The organism is Streptomyces sp. Je 1-369 (assembly GCF_026810505.1).
Lineage (GTDB): Bacteria > Actinomycetota > Actinomycetes > Streptomycetales > Streptomycetaceae > Streptomyces.
Genome location: NZ_CP101750.1, coordinates 3,922,969 through 3,945,365, shown reverse-complemented (window position 1 = coordinate 3,945,365; position 22,397 = coordinate 3,922,969). Strand labels below are relative to the sequence as shown.

Here is a 22,397-nt window from a genome sequence, read left to right as displayed (position 1 = left end):
GCGGACATGGGTTGCGTACAGCAGCGTAAGACCCCCACAATCCTGTCCTAGTGCACTGCTTTGGACGACAAAGTCCATGACACTAAACCACGCCGCCGGCCACGCCGCTCACCGTGCCGCATCAGGAAAGGCTCCCCCGTGAACGTCTCCGTCTCCCGCAGCGACCAGGCACCACCCGCCGCGCCCCCCGCGGGGACGGCGGGCCTCCGGGGCCGCATCGGCGCACTCGGTCCCGTCGGGCTCGTCCTCGCGGGCGGGATCTCCGTGCAGTTCGGCGGCGCGATCGCCGTGAGCGTGATGCCGAGGGTGGGCGCCGTCGGCATCGTGGCGCTGCGGCTCCTCTTCGCCGCGCTCGTGCTCGTCGTGGTCTGCCGGCCGAAGGTGCGGGGGTACACGCGGGCCGACTGGGGCACGGTCGTCGCGTTCGGCGTGGCCATGGCGGGCATGAACGGCCTCTTCTACCAGTCCGTCGCCCGTATCCCGATGGGTCCCGCCGTCACCCTCGAGGTCCTCGGCCCGCTCGCGCTCTCCGTCTTCGCCTCGCGCCGCGCGATGAACCTGGTCTGGGCCGGGCTCGCCCTGTGCGGCGTCTTCCTGCTCGGCGGCGGGGGCGGCTTCGACGGCCTCGACCCGGCCGGTGTGGCCTACGCGCTCGGCGCCGGTGCGATGTGGGCGACGTACATCCTGTTCAGCGCGCGTACGGGACGGCGCTTCCCGCAGGCCGACGGTCTTGCCCTCGCGATGGTCGTCGCGGCGGTGCTCTTCCTGCCGCTCGGGGTCGCGGTGTCCGGGCCGAAGCTCATCGAGCCGGGCGCGTTGGCGCTCGGCGCGGCGGTCGCGGTGATGTCGTCCGTACTGCCGTACACCCTCGAACTCCTCGCGCTGCGGCGGCTGCCCGCGCACACCTTCGCGATCCTGATGAGCCTGGAACCGGCCATCGCGTCGATCGCCGGATTCCTGATCCTGAGCCAGTCCCTGTCCCTCGCCGAGGCGCTTGCGATCACGCTGGTCATCGCGGCGAGCATGGGCGCGGTGCGGACGCAGGTGGGGCGGCGCGGGGCGCGCCGGGGCCACGCGGGGGAGGACCCGGTGGCGGATGTCGTGGCGGGGCCGGTCGCGGTGGTCGACGCGGACCTCGCCCCGGAACCGTCCGGAAAGTAATGCAAGCACGCTTGCTTGTTTCTGTCGCCGCTGCCATGCTCCCAGGCACACCGCACCGTGCCCCGATGGGAGCGTTCCGTGCCCGATGCCCTGCCCGTGCTGGACGACCTGCGCAGCGAGAGCGAAGAACTCGACGGTCTGGTAGCGGAGTCGAGCGGGGAGAGGTGGTCCCTGCCCACCCCCGCCCCCGGCTGGACCGTCGCCCACCAGATCGCGCACCTCACCTGGACGGACCGGGCGGCCCTGCTCGCCGCGACCGACCCGGACGCGTTCACCGTCGAGGTCGAGAAGGCGGCCGCGGCGCCCGGCTCGTTCGTGGACGAGGGCGCGGCGGAGGGCGCGGCGCTGCCGCCCGCCGAGCTGCTTGCCCGCTGGCGGGCGGGCCGCGACGACCTGTGGCGGACCCTGAGCGAGGCCCCGGCCGGTACGCGTCTGCCCTGGTACGGGCCGCCGATGGCCGTTCCGTCGATGGCGTCGGCGCGGCTCATGGAGACGTGGGCGCACGGCCAGGACGTGGCGGACGCGCTCGGTGCGACGCGGGCGCCGACGGACCGGCTGCGGCACGTGGCGCGGATCGGCGTGCGGGCCCGTGACTTCGCCTTCGCCGTACGGGGACTGAGCGCTCCGGGCGACGAGTTCCGGGTCGAGCTGACGTCACCGGTGACGGGGGAGGTCTGGGCGTACGGCCCCGAGGACGCCGCCCAGCGCGTGACGGGCCCCGGCCTCGACTTCTGCCTCCTGGTCACCCAGCGGGCCCACCGATCGGACCTGGCGGTACGGGCGGAGGGCCCCGACGCGGACCACTGGCTGGACATCGCGCAGGCCTTCGCGGGGCCACCGGGCGCGGGGCGGGCACCCGGGCAGGGAGGCACGGGGGTGGGCCGGTGACCCGCCGCCCCCTCCGCATCGGCAACGCCTCCGGTTTCTACGGGGACCGGTTCGACGCCATGCGCGAGATGCTCACCGGTGGCGAACTCGACGTGCTCACCGGCGACTACCTGGCCGAGCTGACCATGCTCATCCTCGGGCGCGACCGGCTCAAGGACCCCGCTCGCGGGTACGCCAGGACCTTCCTGCGGCAGCTGGAGGAGTGCCTCGGGCTCGCCCGGGAACGAGGCGTCCGCATCGTCGCCAACGCGGGCGGGCTCAACCCGGCCGGGCTCGCCGGAGCCGTGCGGGAGCTCGCCGGGCGGCTCGGGCTCGACGTGCGGGTCGCGCACGTCGAGGGCGACGACCTCCGCGACCGCTTCCCCCACGCCCTCACCGCCAACGCCTACCTGGGCGGCGCGGGCATCGCCGCGTGCCTGGACGCGGGCGCCGACGTCGTCCTCACCGGACGCGTCACCGACGCCGCCCTCGTCACCGGGCCCGCCGCCGCGCACTTCGGATGGGCCCCGGACGCGTACGACGAGCTCGCGGGAGCCGTCGTCGCCGGGCACGCCCTGGAGTGCGGATCGCAGGCCACCGGCGGCAACTACGCCTTCTTCGCCGAGCAGACGGCGGGGCGCGGCGCGGACGCCCTGCGGCATCCCGGCTACCCCCTCGCCGAGATCCACGAAGACGGCTCCTGCGTCATCACCAAGCACGACCGCACCGGCGGCTTCGTCGACGTCGGCACGGTCACCGCGCAGCTCCTCTACGAGACGCAGGGCGCCCGGTACGCGGGTCCCGACGTCACCGCGCGCCTCGACACCGTCACCCTCACCCGGGAAGGCCCCGACCGCGTCCGCATCGACGGCGTACGCGGCGAGGCGCCGCCCCCGACGCTCAAGGTGGGCCTCAACCGCCTCGGCGGCTTCCGCAACGAGGTCGTGTTCGTCCTGACCGGACTCGACATCGAGGCCAAGGCCGCCCTCACCCGTGCCCAGATCGAGGACGCCCTCGACCGCGCCAAGGCCCGCCCCGCCGACGTGCGGTGGGAGTTGGCCCGCACCGACCGCCCCGACGCGCCCACCGAGGAGGGCGCCAGCGCCCTGCTGCGGCTCGTCGTACGGGACGCCGACGCGGACACCGTCGGCCGCACCCTCAGCGGCGCCGCGATCGAACTCGCCCTCGCCGGCTACCCGGGCTTCCACGTGACGGCACCGCCGGGAAAGGGCTCCCCGTACGGGGTCTTCGAGGCCGCGTACGTCGAGCGAGACACCGTCGACCACGTGGCCGTCCTGCCCGACGGGCAGCGCCTCTCCAACCCCTCCGGCGCCCACACCCGCGTACTCGAAGACCCGCCCACCGCACCCCTGCCCCCGCCCCTCCCGCCCGGCCCCACCCGCCGCGCCCCCCTCGGCCTCGTCGCCGGAGCCCGCAGCGGCGACAAGGGAGGCGACGCCAACGTCGGCGTATGGGTGCGGTCCGACGACGCCTGGCGGTGGCTCGCCCACGAGCTCACCGTCGAGCGGCTGCGCGAACTCCTCCCGGAGGCCGCGGAGCTGCGCGTCGTCCGCCACGACCTGCCCAACCTGCGGGCCCTGAACTTCGTCGTCGAGGGGCTGCTCGGCGAGGGCGTGGCCGCGCAGGCCCGCTTCGACCCGCAGGCCAAGGGCCTCGGCGAATGGCTGCGCGCCCGCCACCTCGACATACCGGAGGTACTGCTGTGACACCGGAGGTACTGCTGTGACCGTCCTCGCCTCCGCGCTCGACCCCGCGAGCGCCGAGTACGCCGAGCACCGCGAGGCCATGCTGGACCGGCTCGCCGAGCTCGGCCCCGAGCAGGGCAAGGCGCTCGCGGGCGGCGGCGAGAAGTACGTCGCCCGGCACCGCAAGCGCGGCAAGCTGCTCGCCCGGGAGCGCATCGAGCTTCTCCTCGACCCGGACACGCCGTTCCTTGAGCTGTCGCCGCTCGCCGCCTGGGGCAGCGACTACCCCGTCGGCGCCTCCATGGTCACCGGCATCGGCGTCGTCGAGGGCGTGGAGTGCCTGATCACCGCCAACGACCCGACCGTCAGGGGCGGCGCCTCCAACCCCTGGACGCTGAAGAAGGCCTTCCGGGCGCACGAGATCGGGCACGCCAACCGGCTGCCGTCCATCCACCTCGTGGAGTCCGGGGGCGCCGACCTGCCCTCACAGAAGGAGATCTTCATCCCGGGCGGCGCCCTCTTCAAACACCTCACGCAGTCCTCGGCGGCCGGGATCCCGACCATCGCCGTCGTCTTCGGCAACTCCACCGCGGGCGGCGCCTACGTACCCGGCATGAGCGACCACGTGATCATGGTCAAGGAGCGCGCGAAGGTCTTCCTCGGCGGGCCGCCCCTGGTGAAGATGGCGACCGGCGAGGAGAGCGACGACGAGTCGCTCGGCGGCGCCGAGATGCACGCCCGCACCTCCGGCCTCGCCGACCACCTCGCCGAGGACGAGCGCGACGCGCTGCGCCAGGCCCGCCGGGTCGTGTCGCGCCTCAACTGGCACAAGGCGTACGCCGATCCGGACCCGGCATCCGTCACGGAGCCCGCGTACGACGCGGACGAACTCCTCGGCATCGTCCCCGGCGACCTGAAGAAGCCCTTCGACCCGCGCGAGGTCATCGCCCGCATCGTCGACGGCTCCGACTTCGACGAGTTCAAGCCGCTGTACGGGAGCTCGCTCGTCACCGGGTGGGCCGCCCTGCACGGCTATCCCGTCGGCGTCCTCGCCAACGCCCAGGGCGTCCTCTTCAGCGAGGAGTCGCAGAAGGCCGCCCAGTTCATCCAGCTGGCCAACCAGCGCGACATCCCGCTGCTCTTCCTGCACAACACCACCGGCTACATGGTCGGCAAGGAGTACGAGCAGGGCGGCATCATCAAGCACGGCGCGATGATGATCAACGCGGTCAGCAACTCGCGGGTGCCGCATCTGTCCGTGCTCATGGGCGCGTCGTACGGCGCCGGGCACTACGGCATGTGCGGCCGCGCCTATGACCCCCGCTTCCTCTTCGCCTGGCCCAGTGCCAAGTCCGCGGTCATGGGCCCGCAGCAGCTCGCGGGCGTCCTGTCGATCGTCGCCCGCGCCTCCGCCGCCGCGAAGGGGCAGCCCTACGACGACGAGGCGGACGCCGGTCTCCGCGCCATGGTGGAGCAGCAGATCGAGGCCGAGTCGCTGCCGATGTTCCTGTCCGGGCGGCTGTACGACGACGGAGTCATCGACCCGCGCGACACCCGCACCGTCCTCGGTCTCTGCCTGTCCGCGATCCACACCGCCCCCTACGAGGGCGCGCGCGGCGGCTTCGGCGTCTTCCGGATGTGAGGAACTCCCCCATGATTACTTCACTGTTGATGGCCAACCGGGGCGAGATCGCCTGCCGCGTCTTCCGTACCTGCCGCGAGCTCGGCATCGCCACCGTCGCCGTGTACTCCGACGCCGACGCGGACGCCCTGCACGTACGGGAGGCCGACACGGCGGTTCGGCTGCCGGGGTCCGCGCCCTCGGACACGTATCTGCGCGGCGACCTCGTCGTGAAGGCCGCGCAGGCCGCGGGCGCCGACGCGATCCACCCCGGTTACGGATTCCTCTCCGAGAACGCGGGCTTCGCGCGCGCCGTCCTGGACGCCGGGCTCGTCTGGATCGGGCCGCCGCCCGAGGCGATCGAGGCGATGGCGTCCAAGACGCGCGCCAAGGAGCTGATGGGCGTCGCGCCGCTCGGCGAGGTCACCGAGGCCGACCTGCCGGTCCTGGTGAAGGCGGCGGCCGGGGGCGGCGGGCGCGGCATGCGCGTCGTACGCGAACTGCCCGACCTGGCACGGGAGATGGCGGCCGCCCGGTCCGAGGCCGCCAGTGCCTTCGGGGACGGGGAGGTGTTCGTCGAGCCGTACGTCGAGGGCGGGCGGCACGTCGAGGTGCAGATCATGGCGGACGCGCACGGCACCGTGTGGCCGCTCGGCACCCGCGACTGCAGTCTCCAGCGCAGACACCAGAAGGTCATCGAGGAGTCCCCGGCCCCGGGGCTGGCCCCGTCCCTCGTCGGTGAACTGCACGCGCAGGCGGTGCGCGCCGCACGCGTCACCGACTATCGCGGCGCGGGCACCGTCGAGTTCCTGGTGGCGGGAGGGCGCGCGCACTTCCTGGAGATGAACACGCGCCTCCAGGTCGAACACCCGGTGACGGAAGCCGTGTTCGGCCTTGACCTCGTCGCGCTGCAGATCCGCATCGCCGAGGGCGACGCCCTGGAGAAGGACCCGCCGACCGCCCACGGGCACGCCGTCGAGGCCCGCCTCTACGCCGAGGACCCCGCCGCCGACTGGGCCCCGCAGACCGGCACCCTGCACCGCATCGACGTCCCCGGCGCCGTCCGCCTCGACAGCGGATACGCGACGGGCGACACGGTCGGCGTGCACTACGACGCGATGCTCGCCAAGGCCGTCGCCCACGCCCCGACCCGCGCGGAAGCCGTACGCAAACTCGCGGGCGCCCTGGAACGCGCCGCCGTCCACGGCCCCGTCACCAACCGCGACCTGCTCGTACGCTCCCTGCGGCACCCCGAGTTCGCCGAGGCCCGCATGGACACCGGCTTCTACGACCGGCACGCCGACGCCCTCACCACCCCCGCACCCGACCCGCACGCCCCGCTGGCCGCCGCGCTCGCCGACGCGCACGGGCGGTCCCGGTTCGGCGGCTGGCGCAACCTCAGCTCGCAGCCGCACCTCAAGCGGTACCGCACCGAGCCCGACGGCACGGAGCACGAGGTCCGCTACCACCACACGCGGCAGGGCCCGGCCGCCGACGGCGTGACCGTGATCGCGGTCGGTCCGGGGCGTGTCGTCCTCGAAGTGGACGGCGTACGGCGGCAGTTCACCGTGGACCGGTACGGAGGCCGCGTACACGTCGGCACACCCGGCGGCGACACCGCCCTCACCCCGCTGCCCCTGCTCCCCGAACCCACCACCCGCCGCGCGCCCGGCTCGCTGCTCGCCCCCATGCCCGGCACGGTCGTACGCGTCGCGGACGGCATCGCCGAAGGGCAGCGGGTCACCGCCGGGCAGCCGCTCGTCTGGCTGGAGGCCATGAAGATGGAGCACCGCATCTGCGCCCCCGCCTCCGGCACGCTCACCGCCCTGCACGCCGTACCGGGCCGCCAGGTCGAGGTCGGCGCGCTGCTCGCCGTAGTCCAAGAGGGAGAGTCGTCATGAGTACCGTCCTCGAAACCGAAGAGCACCAGGCCCTGCGTGCCGCCGTCGCCGCGCTCGGACGCCGGTACGGCCGCGACTACATCGCCCGGGTAGCCGGCAGCGGCGGTCACCCCGACGAACTGTGGGCGGACGCCGCCAAGCTCGGCTACCTGGGCGTGAACCTGCCGGAGGAGTACGGGGGCGGGGGCGGCGGCATCGCGGAACTCTCCATAGTGCTGGAGGAGTTGGGGGCGGCGGGCTGCCCGCTCCTCATGATGGTCGTCTCGCCCGCGATCTGCGGCACGGTCATCGCCCGCTTCGGTACCGAGGAGCAGAAGCGCACCTGGCTGCCGGGGCTCGCCGACGGCACCCGCACCATGGCGTTCGGGATCACCGAGCCCGACGCGGGTTCCAACTCGCACCGCATCACCACCACCGCACGCCGCGACCCGGACTCCGGCGACTGGCTGCTGACCGGCCGCAAGGTCTTCATCTCCGGTGTCGACATCGCCGACGCGACGCTCATCGTGGGCCGTACGTCCGACGCGCGCACCGGCAGCCTCAAGCCGTGCCTGTTCATCGTCCCGCGCGACGCCCCCGGCTTCGAGCGGCGGCAGATCGACATGGAGCTCCAGGCCGCGGAGAAGCAGTTCGAGCTGGTCCTCGACGACGTACGGCTCCCGGCGGACGCGCTCGTCGGCGACGAGGACGCGGGCCTGCTCCAGCTCTTCGCCGGGCTCAACCCCGAGCGGATCATGACGGCCGCGTTCGCGCTCGGCATGGGCCGGTACGCGCTGTCCCGCGCCGTCGAGTACGCCAAGGAACGCAGCGTGTGGAAGTCCCCGATCGGCGCCCACCAGGCCATCGCGCACCCCCTCGCCCAGTCCCACGTGGAGATCGAACTGGCGCGCCTGATGATGCAGAAGGCCGCCAGGCTCTACGACGAGGGCGACGACGTCGGCGCGGGCGAGGCCGCCAACATGGCGAAGCTCGCCGCCGCCGACGCGTGCGTGAAGGCCGTCGACCAGTCCGTGCACACGCTGGGCGGCAACGGTCTGACCAAGGAGTTCGGGCTCGCGTCGCTGATCGTCGCGTCCCGCGTGGCACGGATCGCCCCGGTGAGCCGGGAAATGATCCTCAACTACGTCTCGCACCAGACGCTGGGCCTGCCCAAGTCCTACTGAGGAGCCCCCCATGAGCCTCTCCGTCTCCTCCCCGGCCCGCGGCATCACCACCGTCACCCTGGACGCCCCCGAGCGCCGCAACGCCCTCTCGGCGGACCTGGTCAAAGGCCTCGCCGAGGCGCTGGACGACCTCGGCGAGGACGGCGCGACCCGCGCGGTCCTCCTCACCCACACGGGGACGACGTTCTGCTCGGGCGCCGACCTGAAGGCGCCGCCGGACCCCGCCCTGTTCGTGGCGCTGCTCCGGCAGATCGTGGCGCTGCCCAAGCCGGTCGTCGCACGGGTGGACGGGCACGTGCGGGCGGGCGGGCTCGGGCTGCTCGGCGCGTGCGACCTGGCGGCCGCCGGGCCCGCCTCGACCTTCGCGTTCACGGAGGTGCACATCGGCGTCGCCCCCGCCGTGATCTCCCTCCCCCTCCTGCCCCGCCTCGATCCGAGCGCCGCCTCCCGCTACTACCTCGCCGGCGAGCGCTTCGACGCGGCGGAAGCGGCCCGCATCGGCCTGGTCACGGTCGCGGGACCGGGCGTCGACGCCACCCTCGCCCCCCTCCTCGAAGGGCTCCGCGCGGCGGCGCCGGGAGCCCTGGCCGCGACGAAGAAGCTGCTCACGGCTAGGGTGCTCGACGCATTCGACGACCAATCGGACGCCCTCACGGCCCTGTCCGCGCGGCTCTTCGGCTCCGCCGAGGCGCGCGAGGGAATGGCGGCGTTCCTCGAACGACGGGAGCGCCCATGGGTGCTGTGACCGCCGCCGACCGGGCGCCCAAGCAGGACCGCAGCCGCGCGACCCGGCAGAAACTCCTGGAGGCCGCGGTGTCCTGCCTGGCCGAACACGGCTGGGCGGGCTCCACGGTCTCGGTGGTCGCCGAGCGGGCGGGCGTCTCGCGGGGCGCGGCGCAGCACCACTTCCCCACGCGGGAGGACCTGTTCACGGCGGCCGTGGAGTACGTCGCCGAGCAGCGCTCCACGGCGCTGCGTGCCCTGCCCGCGCAGGACAGGGCGTCCGTGGTCGCGGCCCTCGTCGACCTCTACACGGGCCCGCTCTTCCGCGCGGCGCTCCACCTGTGGGTGGCCGCGTCGAACGAGGCCGCGCTGGGGACGCGGGTGACGGAACTCGAATCCCGCGTGGGCCGCGAGACGCATCGCATCGCGGTGTCCCTCCTCGACGCGGACGAGTCGCGCCCCGGCGTCCGGGAGACGATCCAGGGCCTCCTGGACATGGCGCGGGGCCTTGGCCTGGCGAACCTGTTGACGGACGACGGGGCGCGGCGGGACCGGGTGGTGACGCAGTGGACGGTGCTGGTGGAGGCCGCGTTGCGGGCGGAGGACTGAGCCCGGGGACGTCAGCGCACGACGGCGTCAGCGCGCGATGTCGTCATGGCCCTCGATCTCCCGAGGGCTGCGGGAGCTGGGCCCCACGTAGCGGGCGGACGGCCGCACCAGGCGCCCCGTCCGCTTCTGCTCAAGGATGTGCGCCGACCAGCCCGCGGTCCGCGCACACGTGAACATCGACGTGAACATGTGCGCGGGGACCTCCGCGAAGTCCAGGACGATCGCCGCCCAGAACTCCACGTTCGTGGCGAGGACGCGGTCGGGCCGACGGGCGTGCAGCTCGTCGAGGGCCGCCTTCTCCAGCGCCTCCGCGACCTCGAACCGCGGCGCCCCCAGCTCACGGGCGGTGCGGCGGAGCACCCGCGCCCGCGGGTCCTCGGCCCGGTACACCCGGTGCCCGAAGCCCATCAGGCGCTCACCCTTGTCCAGGGCCTGCTTCACGTACGCCACCGCGTCACCCGTGCGCTCGATCTCCTCGATCATGCCGAGGACCCGGGAGGGCGCGCCGCCGTGCAGCGGCCCGGACATCGCGCCGACCGCCCCGCTCAGCGCCGCCGCCACGTCCGCGCCGGTGGAGGCGATGACGCGGGCGGTGAACGTGGACGCGTTCATGCCGTGCTCGGCGGCCGACGTCCAGTACGCGTCGACGGCCTGGACGTGCTTGGGGTCCGGCTCGCCGCGCCACCGCTTCATGAACCGTTCGACGACCGTCTCGGCCTTGTCGATCTCCCGCTGCGGGACCATCGGCAGGCCCTGCCCGCGGGCCGACTGGGCCACGTACGAGAGCGCCATGACGGCGGCCCGTGCCAGGTCCTCGCGGGCGCGCTCCTCGTCGATGTCGAGCAGCGGCCGCAGGCCCCACACGGGGGCGAGCATGGCGAGGGCGGACTGCACGTCGACGCGGATGTCACCGGAGTGCACGGGGATCGGGAAGGGCTCGGCGGGCGGCAGACCGGGGTTGAACGCGCCGTCGACGAGCAGGCCCCACACGTTCCCGAAGGAGACGTGGCCGACCAGGTCCTCGATGTCGACGCCCCGGTAGCGGAGCGCGCCGCCTTCCTTGTCCGGTTCGGCGATCTCCGTCTCGAACGCGACGACTCCCTCAAGGCCAGGTACGAAGTCGGACATCAGGCGGCTCCTCGTGATGGGTTCGACATGATGGTGGCGAGATCCGGGTTGCGATCGGCTCATGACCATGTGTCAAAAGTGGGCGTTTCCGGCCCGGTTCCACGGTCGTGTCCGCCGAAGTGCGGCGAATCCGGCGACTCGCGGTCCGGAACGGTCTTCCCGGTATGCCCCGTGAGGCTGGTGGTCACCCAACCGATGCGGCAGCAGGACGATATCTGTTGGTGCCATCTTTGGCGATGGAATGCGGCACTCAGTGCCACACGTCACCTGCCCGTGGGCCGGTGCGCCTCCTCGGACGCCCCTGTGGCCGTGGCAAATACGGCAAGATGACCGCGTGACCGACTCCAGCGCCCCTCTTCCGGAACCGGCTGACATGCGGGAGCAGTACGCCGCCGGCGGGCTCTCCGAAACCGAGCTGCCCGCCACGCCCATGGACCAGTTCGCGCTCTGGTTCAAGGAGGCGGCGCGCGACAGGGGCGCCGTCCACGAGCCGAACGCCATGGTCGTCTCCACGGCCGACGCGGCGGGCCGGCCCAGCTCCCGCACGGTGCTCCTGAAGGGCTTCGACGAGCGGGGCTTTGTCTTCTTCACCAACTACGAGTCCCGCAAGGCTCGCGAGCTCGACGCGAACCCGTACGTCTCGCTGCTCTTCCCGTGGCACGCGGTGGCCCGCCAGGTGATCGTCTCGGGCACGGCGGAGCGCGTCGGCCGCGAGGAGACGGTCGCCTACTTCCGCACCCGCCCGCACGGCTCCCAGCTCGGCGCCTGGGCCAGCGCGCAGTCCTCGGTACTCACCTCACGCACCGAACTCGACCGCGCCTACGCCGACCTCGCGTCCCGCTACCCCGAGGGCGAACAGGTCCCGGTCCCCCCGCACTGGGGCGGCTACCGGGTCCACCCCCGAGCGGTCGAATTCTGGCAGGGCCGACCGGACCGCCTCCACGACCGCCTGCGGTACGTGCGGGAGGAGGCCGACCGGGCCTGGCGGGTGGAACGCCTGAGCCCATAGAGCCCGTCCGGCGATTGGGGACGAGCAGGCCGAAGGCCACGATCAGGCGGCGCCCCACGCACGGGGCAGCGTTTCACCGCGCAAGGACCCCGTCCAGAAACGGTTCGACGGCGGCCCGCCACGCCTCCGGCTGGTCGTAGTGCACGAGGTGCCCCGCGTCGGCCACCTCCGCGTACTCCCCGCGAGGGAGCACCCGCACCATCTCCTGGGACTCCGCGCGGCCGAGCTCGCCGTCCTGGCCGCGCACGACGAGTGCGGGGCAGCGGACCTGGATCAGCTCCTCCCAGTGCGCGTCGTGCACCCACGTCTCGCGGGAGCTGAGCATCTGGGCGCGGTCGAAGACGGGCCGCCAGCCGTCGGGGCCCTCCGTCATCACCTCGGCGAAGAACTCCCCGCGCGCGGGGTTGGGCCGCTCCACCCAGGGGTCGTCCTCGCCGAACCACTTGCGTACGTCGGCGAGCGTCGCGAACGGCACCGGCCAGGACTTGAACCAGTCCTCCCACTCCCGCTGGGAGGCGGCCCCGAGCGCGGAGGCCCGCATGTCGCAGATGATGAGGCCCCGGACGAGGTCGGGGCGGCGCGCGGCGAGCTGCCAGGCGGTGAGCGCGCCCATGGAGTGGCCGATGAGGACGGCGGGCGCGAGGTCGAGCTGGACGAGGGCGGCTTCCGCGTCGTCCACGTAGGCATCGCGGGTGTAGGGGCCGTCGGTGGGCTTCTCGCTCCTGCCGTGGCCGCGCTGGTCGAGGGCGACCGCGCGGTGCCGCTCGGAGAGCCAGCGGGCGGTGCCCGTCCAGTGGGAGGCGCGGCCCATCAGGCCGTGCAGTAACAGCACCCCGCCGGGTGCCGCGTCGGCCTCCCTGAGTTTGGGAGGGTCGGCGTACTCCCAGGCGGCGAGGTGTACGCCTCCCGCGCCCGTCACGTCGATGCGCCGCACCATGATTCCTGGCACCCCCCTTGGTTCCGCCCGGGTTTCACGCCTGGTACTGCCTCACACCCCCGCACGCTATCGAACCTGTTTTCGAAAGCGGCCGGTTCGCCGATAACACCCCTCGTTCGGGTGACCACGCTCAAGGATTGACCGGCGTGGCCGAGGGGAGATCTCCAACGGGAGGCGGGCCGCTCGGGGAAACCGGCCCGTGGGGAATGACCTTGAGAGCTCGGGGCTCCGGGTCAGCACAGGGGAGGACAGGCCCCGGCGCTCTTGAGCGCCGGGGCCCTCGCCTTGTTCGCGCTCACCAGACGGGCACATCCTCCAGCCCCTTCCGAGCCCTCAGGTCATATGCCTCTCGCGACAGCCTGGCACGCAAAACGCTCCGCCGCTGCGATTCCGCACACTGAATCTTCGATTCCGCGAGATCCGGCGCAGCTCGCGGAACCCTGTCAACTACCTCTCCGACAACGGAGGTTGACTGCCTTCTCAGCGCTTGGCGACGAAGACGTGCGACGCGGTCTCCGCGGTCAGCTCGGCGGCCTCGCCGCTGCTGCCCACCAGGACGCCGCCCGCGGACTCCGTCACGCTCACCACGGAGCCCGGCTGGACACCGGCCCGCCGCAGCGTGTACATCAGCTGGGCGTCCGTCTGGATCGGCTCGCCGATGCGGCGCACCACGACCGTCTTGCCCTCGGAGCCCGGGTCGAGCTCCGTCAGGGAGACCATGCCCTCGTCCAGGAACGGGTCCGCGCCGTCCTTCTCGCCCAGCTCCTCCAGGCCCGGGATCGGGTTGCCGTACGGAGACTCGGTGGGGTGGCGGAGCAGCTCCAGGACGCGGCGCTCCACGGCCTCGCTCATCACGTGCTCCCAGCGGCAGGCCTCGGCGTGCACCTGCTCCCATTCGAGCCCGATCACGTCGACGAGCAGGCACTCCGCCAGGCGGTGCTTGCGCATCACGCGCGTGGCGAGCCTGCGGCCCTCCTCGGTGAGCTCCAGGTGACGGTCGCTCGCGACGGCCACCAGGCCGTCGCGCTCCATGCGCGCCACGGTCTGGCTCACCGTCGGTCCGCTCTGGTCCAGCCGCTCCGCGATCCGGGCGCGCATGGGGACCACACCTTCCTCCTCCAGCTCGAGGATGGTGCGCAAATACATCTCAGTGGTGTCAATCAGCCCCGACATGGGTGCCCCTCAGAATTCGCTCGTGCGCTGGCCCTGCCCTCAATTCTGACGCATACCACTGACAACCGTGCCGCGCCGGTGGAATTCCCGCCCAGTACCGGCCTGTGACGGTGTTGACAGGGCACTGGTCCAGACCGCAACGTGATGCGAATGAGCTCGAAGAGCGGGAGCAGTGTGAGCGGCGAAGACGGCGTGAGCAAGACGGCGGACCGGTATTTCGAAGCCGCCATCGGACTGCTCCGGAAAGTACGTGACGAGGAGTCCGGCAGCGTGGCCGACGCGGGCGCGCTGCTCGCCGACGCCGTCGAGTCCGGCGGGCGGCTCTTCGCCTTCGGCGCCGGGCACTCCTCGCTGGCCGCCCAGGACGTCGTCTACCGCGCGGGCGGCCTCGGCCTCATCAACCTGCTCGCCGTGCCCGGAGTGGTCGGCGTGGACGTGATGCCCGCCACGCTGGGCTCCGCCCTGGAGCGGGTCGACGGCCTCGCGGGCGCGGTCCTCGACTCCTCGCCGGCCCGCCCCGGCGACGTACTCGTGATCATCTCGCTCTCCGGGCGGAACTCGCTGCCCGTGGAGATGGCCATGAACGCCCGCGCGCTCGGCCTGAAGGTCATCGGCGTGACGTCGGTGGCGTACGCGACGGAGACCCGCTCCCGGCACGTCTCCGGCACCTTCCTGAAGGACCACTGCGACGTGATCGTCGACTCCAAGGTCGGCGTCGGCGACGCGGAGCTCTCCCTCGAAGGGGTCGATGCTCCGTTCGGGCCCGCGTCGAGCGTCGTCACCAACGCGCTGATGCAGGCCATGACGGCCGCGGCGATCGAGAAGCTCGCCGAGCGCGGCATCCAGCCGCCCGTGCTGCGGTCCGGGAACGTGGACGGCGGGCACGACTGGAACGGCCGGGTCTTCCAGGAGTACCGGGACCGCATCTTCTACCGGCACTGAGTGCCGCCCGAAGCCGAAGCCGGAGCCGGGGCGGAGGCAAGGGCGGAGGCAGGGGCGAAGACCACCCGCACCGTCAGACCGCCGCCCGCCCCGTTCGCCTCCGCCGTCACCTCCGCCTCGTGCGCCCGCGCGATGGCCGCCACGATCGACAGACCGAGGCCCGCCCCCTCGCCCCGCGCGTGCGTCCGCTCGTGCAGGCGCCGGAAGGGTTCGAAGAGGTGCGGGACGGTGTCCTGCGGGACCGCCGGGCCCGTGTTGGCGACCTCCAGCGTGCCGTCCTCGCCGACGACGACGCTCACCCGGCCCTCCGGGGTGTTGTAGCGCACCGCGTTCGCCACCAGGTTGTGGACCAGCCGGTCGAGGAGCACGCCGTCGCCCGTCACCGTAAGCGGCGCCGCCCGCACCGACACCGTGACGCCGCGCCGTACCGCCTCCTCGGCGAGACCGTCCGCGACGGCGTGCGCCAGGACGTCCACCGCGACGGGCTCGCGCCGCTCCAGGCCCTGCTCGGAGTCGGCGAGCAGCAGCAGCCCCTCGATGAGGTGCTCGCTGTCGTCGGCGACGGAGATGAGTTTCGTACGGATCCTCGCCACGCGTTCCGGGTCCGGGTCACCGGCGAGACCGATCTCGGCGGCCGCCCGCTGCACGGCCAGCGGGGTGCGCAGCTCGTGCGCCGCGTTCGCCGCGAACCGCTGCTGCGCGCCGACCAGACGCTCTATGCGGTCCAGCATCTCGTCGAAGGTGTCCGCGAGGTGCTTCAGCTCGCCCGGCGGCGCGTCCAGGGCGATCCGCTCGTGCAGGTTGGCGCCGGAGAGCCGCCGCGCGATGTTGGTGATCACCGCGACCGGGCGGAGCACCCGGCCCGCCATCCACCAGGCGAGGGCGATCGACAGGACGGCGTACACGGTGAAGACGATCACCGAGACCGTCAGGAGCCGGCTGAGCGCCGCCTCGCCCGCGAGATCGCTGATCCTCGTCACGGCGAGACCGCTCTTGTCGACGTCCAGGGTCGTGCCCTGGAGGCGCTGCGCGGGCACCGCGGACGCCACCGGCATCGGGGAGGCATGCCGCCACGGCGGCAGCGGATCGCGCGGCACCGCCGTGGTCACGGCCGAACTGATCGACGTGTACAACCCCTGCTGCACCAGCAGGTACACGAGCCCCGTGAGCAGCGCCCCCGCCAGCACGAGCAGCCCTCCGTAGAGGGCGGTCAGGCGGGCCCGCTCGCTGCTCATCCGCGCCCCGGCGGTTCGTAGCGCCGACGTGTTCGCCGAAGTGTTCGCCGACGTGTTCACAGGGACCGCCCCGCGATCCGGTATCCGGCCCCCGGCACCGTCTCCACCACCGGCGGCTCGCCCAGCTTCGCGCGGAGCTTGGAGAGGGTGACGCGGACCGCGTTGGTGCGGTAGCTGGTGTCCTCCTCCCAGACCTGCTCGATCAGGTCCTCGCCGCTGACCACCGCGCCGTCCGCCCGAAGGAGCGCCTCCAGGACCGCGAACTCCTTGCGGGACAGCGCCAGATGCCGCCCATCCCTGCTTGCCTGGCGGCGCGCGGTGTCCAGGACGAGCCCGGCCCGTTCGATCACCGGCGGCAGCGCGGGCCGGGCCCGGCGGCCGAGGGCGAGCACGCGGGCGAGCAGCTCGTCGTACACGAACGGCTTGGTCAGATAGTCGTCCGCGCCGAGCCCCAGACCCGCCACCCGGTCACGCACCGTGCCCGCCGCCGTCAGCATCAGGACCCGGGTCAGGAGCCGCTGCTCGACGACCCGGCGGCACACCTCGTCGCCGTGCACGCCCGGCAGGTCGCGGTCGAGGATCAGTACGTCGTACTCGCCGAGCTGCAGTTTCCGCAGCGCGGTGAGGCCGTCGGCGGCGACGTCGACGGCGAGCGCGTCACGGCGCAGCCCGTCGGCGATCATCTCGGCCAGGAATTCCTCGTCCTCCACCAGCAGTACGCGCATGCCGCCCTGTGTACCCGAGAGTGACCTTTCGCCGGTGTAAGCGTCTCCGTTGAGAGAAACGAAACCCGGCTCCCCGCCAGCCTGTGCGCGTCAGTCACGCCACATGTGAAGGGGAAGCCTCATGAGGACCGCCCGTACGACCCGCCCCGCCCGTACGACCCGCGCCCGGTCGGTGGCCTTCGCGTCGGGGATCGCCGCGCTCGCGCTGTTCGCCGGGGCCTGCTCCGGTGACTCCGGCTCGGACTCCGCGAACAGCGCCGACGGCGGCAAGGGCGCCGACGCCGACAAGGCGTTCAAGGAGCGCGAGTGCCTGCGCAAGCAGGGCCTCAAGGTGTCCGAGCCCAAGTCCGGTGAGGACGTCCGCGGCATCACCATCGGCGGCGACATGAGCAAGGAGAAGATGGAGGCCGCCCTGAAGAAGTGCGGCGCGGGCGGCGGCCGGTCGGGCAAGGGCCCCTCGCAGGCCGACAAGGACAAGATGCTCAAGTACGCCCAGTGCATGCGCGAGAACGGGTTCAACATGCCCGACCCGAAGTTCGACGGCGGCGCGATGCGGGCCCAGCCCATGCCGAAGGGCGCCGAGGCCAAGAAGATGGAGAAGGCCGCCGAGGCGTGCAAGGGCATCGTCAAGTGAGGCGCCGTACCGCCGTCGTCGCCACCGTCGTCGCCCTCCTCGCCGTCACCGGCGGCGGGATCGCCGTCAGCGCGCTCGCCGACGCGGGCGGCAAGGAGAACGCAGGCCACCGCGAGGCGGGCCTGCCACCGGCCACCGCGTCCGTCGACCGCGGTGACCTCAGCAGCGGCACGCAGGTCGACGGCACGCTCGGCTACGCCAAAGAGCGCAAGATCAACGCCGGTACGACGGGCACGCTCACCTGGTCCCCCGGCACTGGCTCCACCATCGGGCGCGACGGGCGGCTCTACGAGGTCAACGGTCTCCCCGTCCGCCTCATGTACGGCACCGAGCCCATGTACCGCACGCTGAAGAGCGGCGACAAGGGCAACGACGTGCGCCAGCTGGAGGAGAACCTCGTCGCCCTCGGCTACGGCGCCGGGCTCGCCGTCGACCAGACGTACACCGACGGCACCGCGGCCGCGGTCAAGCGGTGGCAGAAGGCCCACGACGGCAAGCAGACCGGCCGTGTCGGCCCCGAACAGATCTCCTTCCAGTCCTCCGCGGTCCGCGTGAAGTCGGCGGGCTCGACCGTCGGCGACCAGGTCGCGCCGGGCAGGCCGGTCCTCTCGACGACCGGCTCCGAACGTGTCGTACGCGTCCAGCTCGACGTGGCGGAGGGCGGTTCGGCGAAGAAGGGCACGAAGGTCACCGTGACGCTCCCGGACGGCACCACGGTCAAGGGCGAGGTCGCCGCCGTCGGCAAGACCGCCGAGCCCGGCGACGACCCCAGCGACAAGACCCCCAGGATCCCCGTCACCGTCACCTTCGACGACCCCGGCGAGGTCGACGGCCTCGACCAGTCGCCGGTCACGGTGAACCTCACCGGCGAGACCCGCGAGAACGTCCTCTCCGTCCCCGTCAACGCCCTCCTGGCACTGCCGGGCGGCGGCTTCGGCGTCCAGGTCGTCGAGGGCGGCCGCACCCGTGACGTGCAGGTCGAGCTCGGCATGTTCGGGCAGGGCAGGGTCGAGGTGAGCGGCGGGGGGCTGCGGGAGGGCACGAAGGTAGGAGTACCGAAACCATGACCAACTCTTCTACGCCGATCAGCGCGGCTCCCACCGTCGTGGAACTGTCCGGCGTCACCAAGGAGTACCCGGGCGGGGTCGCCGCGCTCCGCGGTGTCGACCTGACCGTCGACGCGGGTGAACTCCTCGCCATCGTCGGCCCGTCCGGCTCCGGCAAGTCGACGCTCCTGCACATCGTGGGCACGCTGGACCGCCCCACGCAGGGCTCGGTGGCCATCGCGGGCCACGACATCGCGACGCTCACCGACCGCAGCCTCTCCGCCCTGCGGGCCCGCCACATCGGCTTCGTCTTCCAGGCGTTCCACCTGGTCCCCGGCATCAGCGCCCGCGACAACGTCGCCGAAGGACTCCTCTACTCCGGTCTCTCCCGCGCGGAACGGCGCCGCAGGGCCGCGTACGCCCTGGAACGCGTAGGCCTCGCCGACCGCATGCGGCACCGCCCGCACGAACTCTCCGGCGGCCAGAAACAGCGCGTCGCCATCGCCCGCGCCGTGGTCGGCGAACCCGACCTGCTGCTGGCCGACGAACCCACCGGCGCGCTCGACTCCGAATCCGGCGAGGCCGTCATGGCCCTGCTGCACGACCTGAACGCGGAGGGCGCGACCATCGCCGTCATCACCCACGACACGGAGATCGCCGGGCGCCTGCCGCGGCAGGTACGGATCAGGGACGGGCAGGTCGTCGCGGACACGCGGGGCGCGGAGGTCGCGGCGTGAGGGCGCGCAACGGTGAGCGGGCGCGCGGCCGCCGCGCCCTCCGAGCGGCACGCCTCGGCCCCCGCGACGTCCTGCACGTGGGCTCGGCGGGCCTGCGGAGCCGCCCGGTGCGGGTGGTCCTGTCGGCGCTGGGCATCGCGATAGGCATAGCGACGATGGTGGCGGTGGTAGGGATCTCATCGTCGAGCAAAGCCCAACTCATGCGTGAGCTGGACGAGTTGGGTACGAACATGCTGGTGGCGTCGCCGGGGGAAGCGATGTTCTCCGGTGAGAAGGTGACGCTGCCGCGGGACGCGGCGGGGCGGGTCGGGCGGGTCGACGGGGTCGAGTCCGTGGGCGCGACCGGTGACCTCGAACGGTCGGTCCGGCGCAGCGAGAAGATCCCGAAGGACGAGACCGGCGGCATCTCGGTACGGGCCTCCACGGAAGGCCTCCTGAAGGTGTTGCGGGGCCGCATGGCGCACGGCAGCTGGTTCAACGCGGCGAACAGCCGCTACCCGTCGGTGGTCCTGGGCCACGTGGCGGCGAAACGCCTGGGCATCGTGTCACCCGGCCGGCAGGTCTGGCTGGACGACCGCTACTTCACGGTGATCGGCATCCTGGACCCGCTCCCGCTCGCACCCGACATCGAACGGTCGGCGCTTACGGGTTGGGACGCGTCGAAGAAGTTCCTCGACTTCGACGGCCACCCGACCTCGGTGTACGAACGCTCCACCGACGCCACGGTCAACAGCGTCCGCAAGCTCCTCGCCGCGTCCATCGACCCGGAGAACCCGCGAAACGTGCAGGTCACCGACCCGTCGGCGGCGCTTCAGGCGAAGGCGGCGACGGAGGGCGCGTTCTCGACGCTCCTCCTGGGCCTGGGCGGAATAGCCCTGCTGGTAGGAGGGGTGGGCGTGGCCAACACCATGATCATCTCGGTCCTGGAGCGCCGCTACGAGATAGGCCTGCGCCGCTCACTGGGCGCGACGCGGGGCCAGATCCGCATCCAGTTCGTCACGGAGTCCCTGATGCTGTCGGGCCTGGGCGGCGCGGCAGGCGTAGCCCTCGGAGCCGCCGCCACGGCAGCGTACGCACTCTCGGGCGACCTCCCGTGGGTGGTCCCACCCTGGGCCATGGCAGGCGGCTTCGCGGCAACCCTGGCGATCGGCACGGTGGCGGGCCTGTACCCGGCGGTGCGGGCGGCCCGCTTGTCCCCAACGCTGGCGCTCCACGCAACGTGATCTGGCGGGACGCCTCGGACGGGACCCACCCCCGCCCCCCTGCCCCTACTCCCACGGGACGTCGCGGGGTAAACGGGCGGGCGGGTGGGAGGCATCCGCCGCGAAGCGGCGGTCTTGGTGCCCCTAGTCCCACTGGACGTCGCGGGGTGAACGGGTGGGCGGGTGGGAGTGATCCGCCGCGAAGCGGCGGGAGAGGTAGGCCACCGGACCCTAGGGAGAGAGGGCCTGGGACAGGTCGAGGGACGCGGCGACGCGGGACGCGACGCTCTCCGCGTACATCGCGTCCGACCGGTCGAACGCCCCCCGCCCCGCCCCACGGAGAAACGTCACGACGCCCACCGTGCGACCCCGGCTCCGCAGGACGGCACACAGCGCGTGGACCGAGTCCTCGGGCCACTGCCGAGCCGCCGCCCACTCCCGCGCCCGCTCCGCCGACGCCCCCACCCCCGCACTGGCCCGCACGGACCCCACCCGCTCCACGCTCTGCGGCGCGGGATGCCCTTCGGGGTAGCGGACGGGAACGCCCGCCGTGGCGACGGGACGGCAGGGTCCCGGCGGTCCCGCGGGCGTCGCCGCCGTACGGACCAGACGTACCGGATTCTCGCCCGCCACCAGATCCACCAGCGCGTGGTCGGCGAACCCGGCGAGCGCGAAGTCCAGTTGGACCGTCGCCGCCTCCAGCGGGTCCTCGCACTCCGCCGTGGCCCGCGCCGCCCGGTGCAGCTGCTGGGAGCGGAACCGCAGCTGCGACGCGAGCTGCTCCGTCTGCTTGGCCTCCGTCACGTCGAGGAACAGCCAGCCGACGCCCAGCGGCACCGGCTCCTCCGCGAGCGGCGAGGCGAGCCGGAGGAAGCCGCTGCGCCAGCACCGGCGCGGGTCCCCGTCGTCCTCCCCCTCCCCGCCCCCGGGCGCCCGCACCGTCACCCACAGCTCCGCGGGCGCGGGCGGCGTCCCCTCGGCGAGGACGTGCGTCAGCGCGCTCTCGACCTCCTCGACGCCCTGCCCGAGCAGATCGGCGAGCGGCCGCCCGAGGACGGCGCTGCGGCCCACTCCGAAAGCGCGGGCCGCGTGTTCGTTGACGACGGCGGGCCGCAGATCCGCGTCGACGAGGACCACGCCCCACGACGCCGTCTCGAACAGCGCCTCGCTCAGCGCGATGGACCGTTCCAGGTCGATCTGCGCGTGGACCTCGCTGAACGCGCAGTACACCCCGGAGGACTTCCCGTCCCCGCCCCGCACGGACGCCGACTGCATCCGCACGAGCACCCGCCCGCCGTCCTTGGTGACCAGCGCGAACTCGTGCACCTGCCGCCCCGGCGCGTCCATCGCGGACAGCAGCCGCTCCTCGACGTCCCCGGCGTCGGCGGGCCGCACGGCCCACCCGGTGAACCCGTGCCGCCCGACGGCCTCCGCTGCCGTCCACCCGAGGATCCGCTCGGCCTCGCGGTTCCAGTGCGTCACCACACCGTCGGCGTCGAAGGCGCAGAGCGCGGCGTCCATCCCGTCGAGCAGCGCCGCGAGCAGCTCGGCGCTCCCGGGCTCGGGTTCTTCAGGACCGAGTTCGTCAGTGGTTCCGCTCCGCCGCGAAGCACTCACGTGGCACCCCCTACAGGCCTGCGCGATCTGCCCGTACCGCATGTCAGATCATTCAACTCGAACGTGACGCAGCCCACAGGAAGTTCCCGGAAGTTGGAGAGAAATCGTTGTGCGAACGTCTACCCGAAAAATCGGTTGAGCCGCCCGACGTAGCTTCCTAAGGTGTCATCACTCGAAGAAAGGAGGTGATCCGGCAGTGATTTCATTGCGGACGCGAGAGGTGGCTGCGGGCTAGCGGCCTGCCACCACACCCAGTGCGGT

General features: G+C 72.7%; 20 protein-coding genes. 14 read left to right on the top strand and 6 right to left on the bottom strand.

What is annotated here, in order from left to right; translation table 11 throughout:
* Nucleotides 1-138: 138 nt before the first annotated feature.
* From NOO62_RS17830 to NOO62_RS17795, 8 genes are all read left to right on the top strand, one after another.
* Entirely contained in the window at nucleotides 139-1,161 is a 1,023-nt protein-coding gene (locus tag NOO62_RS17830) for an EamA family transporter (RefSeq protein ID WP_414930844.1), read from the top strand.
* A 78-nt stretch (nucleotides 1,162-1,239) separates the two neighbouring features.
* A complete protein-coding gene (locus NOO62_RS17825; protein WP_268771883.1) occupies nucleotides 1,240-2,049 on the top strand; it encodes a TIGR03084 family metal-binding protein in 810 nt (269 codons plus the stop codon).
* Nucleotides 2,046-3,755 (top strand): acyclic terpene utilization AtuA family protein, encoded by a 1,710-nt coding sequence (locus NOO62_RS17820; RefSeq protein WP_414930843.1) that lies wholly within the window; start codon nucleotides 2,046-2,048, stop codon nucleotides 3,753-3,755. Before NOO62_RS17825 ends, NOO62_RS17820 begins: the two co-directional genes overlap by 4 nt.
* Before the next feature lie 16 nt (nucleotides 3,756-3,771).
* Complete coding sequence (locus NOO62_RS17815; RefSeq protein WP_268771882.1) at nucleotides 3,772-5,376, top strand: acyl-CoA carboxylase subunit beta; 1,605 nt, start codon at nucleotides 3,772-3,774, stop codon at nucleotides 5,374-5,376.
* An 11-nt stretch (nucleotides 5,377-5,387) separates the two neighbouring features.
* Nucleotides 5,388-7,256, top strand: coding sequence for an acetyl/propionyl/methylcrotonyl-CoA carboxylase subunit alpha (locus NOO62_RS17810; RefSeq protein WP_268771881.1), 1,869 nt, complete (start codon nucleotides 5,388-5,390; stop codon nucleotides 7,254-7,256).
* Entirely contained in the window at nucleotides 7,253-8,419 is a 1,167-nt protein-coding gene (locus tag NOO62_RS17805; RefSeq protein WP_268771880.1) for an acyl-CoA dehydrogenase family protein, read from the top strand. The genes NOO62_RS17810 and NOO62_RS17805 overlap by 4 nt, the downstream gene beginning before the upstream one ends.
* A 10-nt stretch (nucleotides 8,420-8,429) precedes the next feature.
* Nucleotides 8,430-9,164 (top strand): enoyl-CoA hydratase family protein, encoded by a 735-nt coding sequence (locus tag NOO62_RS17800; RefSeq protein ID WP_268771879.1) that lies wholly within the window; start codon nucleotides 8,430-8,432, stop codon nucleotides 9,162-9,164.
* A complete protein-coding gene (locus NOO62_RS17795; protein ID WP_268771878.1) occupies nucleotides 9,152-9,751 on the top strand; it encodes a TetR/AcrR family transcriptional regulator in 600 nt (199 codons plus the stop codon). Before NOO62_RS17800 ends, NOO62_RS17795 begins: the two co-directional genes overlap by 13 nt.
* A gap of 27 nt (nucleotides 9,752-9,778) precedes the next feature.
* On the opposite strand, the gene NOO62_RS17790 is transcribed toward NOO62_RS17795, so the two are convergent.
* Nucleotides 9,779-10,879, bottom strand: a complete 1,101-nt coding sequence (locus NOO62_RS17790; protein WP_268771877.1) for a citrate synthase 2 — start codon at nucleotides 10,877-10,879, stop codon at nucleotides 9,779-9,781.
* 373 nt (nucleotides 10,880-11,252) lie between these two features.
* Between NOO62_RS17790 and pdxH the strand changes: the two genes are divergently transcribed.
* Nucleotides 11,253-11,888, top strand: a complete 636-nt coding sequence (gene pdxH, locus NOO62_RS17785; protein ID WP_268775668.1) for a pyridoxamine 5'-phosphate oxidase — start codon at nucleotides 11,253-11,255, stop codon at nucleotides 11,886-11,888.
* A 73-nt stretch (nucleotides 11,889-11,961) separates the two neighbouring features.
* On the opposite strand, the gene NOO62_RS17780 is transcribed toward pdxH, so the two are convergent.
* A complete protein-coding gene (locus NOO62_RS17780) occupies nucleotides 11,962-12,825 on the bottom strand; it encodes an alpha/beta fold hydrolase (protein WP_268771876.1) in 864 nt (287 codons plus the stop codon).
* A 480-nt stretch (nucleotides 12,826-13,305) separates the two neighbouring features.
* Complete coding sequence (locus NOO62_RS17775) at nucleotides 13,306-13,998, bottom strand: metal-dependent transcriptional regulator (protein WP_268771875.1); 693 nt, start codon at nucleotides 13,996-13,998, stop codon at nucleotides 13,306-13,308.
* A 150-nt stretch (nucleotides 13,999-14,148) separates the two neighbouring features.
* Here NOO62_RS17775 and NOO62_RS17770 point away from each other — a divergent pair, with 150 nt between their 5' ends.
* Nucleotides 14,149-14,940 carry an SIS domain-containing protein gene (locus NOO62_RS17770; RefSeq protein WP_268771874.1) on the top strand — a complete coding sequence of 264 codons (792 nt, stop codon included), beginning with the start codon at nucleotides 14,149-14,151 and terminating at the stop codon, nucleotides 14,938-14,940.
* Here the strand turns inward: NOO62_RS17770 and NOO62_RS17765 are convergent.
* Together NOO62_RS17765 and NOO62_RS17760 are read right to left on the bottom strand one after the other, a co-directional pair.
* Nucleotides 14,928-16,175: a sensor histidine kinase gene (locus NOO62_RS17765; protein ID WP_268771873.1), complete on the bottom strand. Its 1,248-nt coding sequence runs from the start codon at nucleotides 16,173-16,175 to the stop codon at nucleotides 14,928-14,930. The genes NOO62_RS17770 and NOO62_RS17765 overlap by 13 nt on opposite strands.
* 56 nt (nucleotides 16,176-16,231) lie before the next feature.
* On the bottom strand, nucleotides 16,232-16,900 hold the full coding sequence (locus NOO62_RS17760) for a response regulator transcription factor (RefSeq protein WP_268771872.1): 669 nt from the start codon (nucleotides 16,898-16,900) through the stop codon (nucleotides 16,232-16,234).
* A 121-nt stretch (nucleotides 16,901-17,021) separates the two neighbouring features.
* Between NOO62_RS17760 and NOO62_RS17755 the strand changes: the two genes are divergently transcribed.
* Genes NOO62_RS17755 through NOO62_RS17740 form a run of 4 tightly spaced genes read left to right on the top strand, consistent with a single transcriptional unit; the run spans nucleotide 17,022 to nucleotide 20,540 of the window.
* Entirely contained in the window at nucleotides 17,022-17,534 is a 513-nt protein-coding gene (locus NOO62_RS17755) for a hypothetical protein (protein WP_268771871.1), read from the top strand.
* A complete protein-coding gene (locus NOO62_RS17750) occupies nucleotides 17,531-18,601 on the top strand; it encodes a peptidoglycan-binding protein (RefSeq protein WP_268771870.1) in 1,071 nt (356 codons plus the stop codon). Before NOO62_RS17755 ends, NOO62_RS17750 begins: the two co-directional genes overlap by 4 nt.
* A complete protein-coding gene (locus NOO62_RS17745; RefSeq protein ID WP_268771869.1) occupies nucleotides 18,598-19,317 on the top strand; it encodes an ABC transporter ATP-binding protein in 720 nt (239 codons plus the stop codon). The genes NOO62_RS17750 and NOO62_RS17745 overlap by 4 nt, the downstream gene beginning before the upstream one ends.
* Nucleotides 19,314-20,540 carry an ABC transporter permease gene (locus NOO62_RS17740; protein ID WP_268771867.1) on the top strand — a complete coding sequence of 409 codons (1,227 nt, stop codon included), beginning with the start codon at nucleotides 19,314-19,316 and terminating at the stop codon, nucleotides 20,538-20,540. The genes NOO62_RS17745 and NOO62_RS17740 overlap by 4 nt, the downstream gene beginning before the upstream one ends.
* A gap of 210 nt (nucleotides 20,541-20,750) precedes the next feature.
* Here NOO62_RS17740 and NOO62_RS17735 read toward each other — a convergent pair whose 3' ends face one another.
* Nucleotides 20,751-22,136 carry a PAS domain-containing protein gene (locus NOO62_RS17735; protein WP_268771866.1) on the bottom strand — a complete coding sequence of 462 codons (1,386 nt, stop codon included), beginning with the start codon at nucleotides 22,134-22,136 and terminating at the stop codon, nucleotides 20,751-20,753.
* Nucleotides 22,137-22,397: the final 261 nt, after the last annotated feature.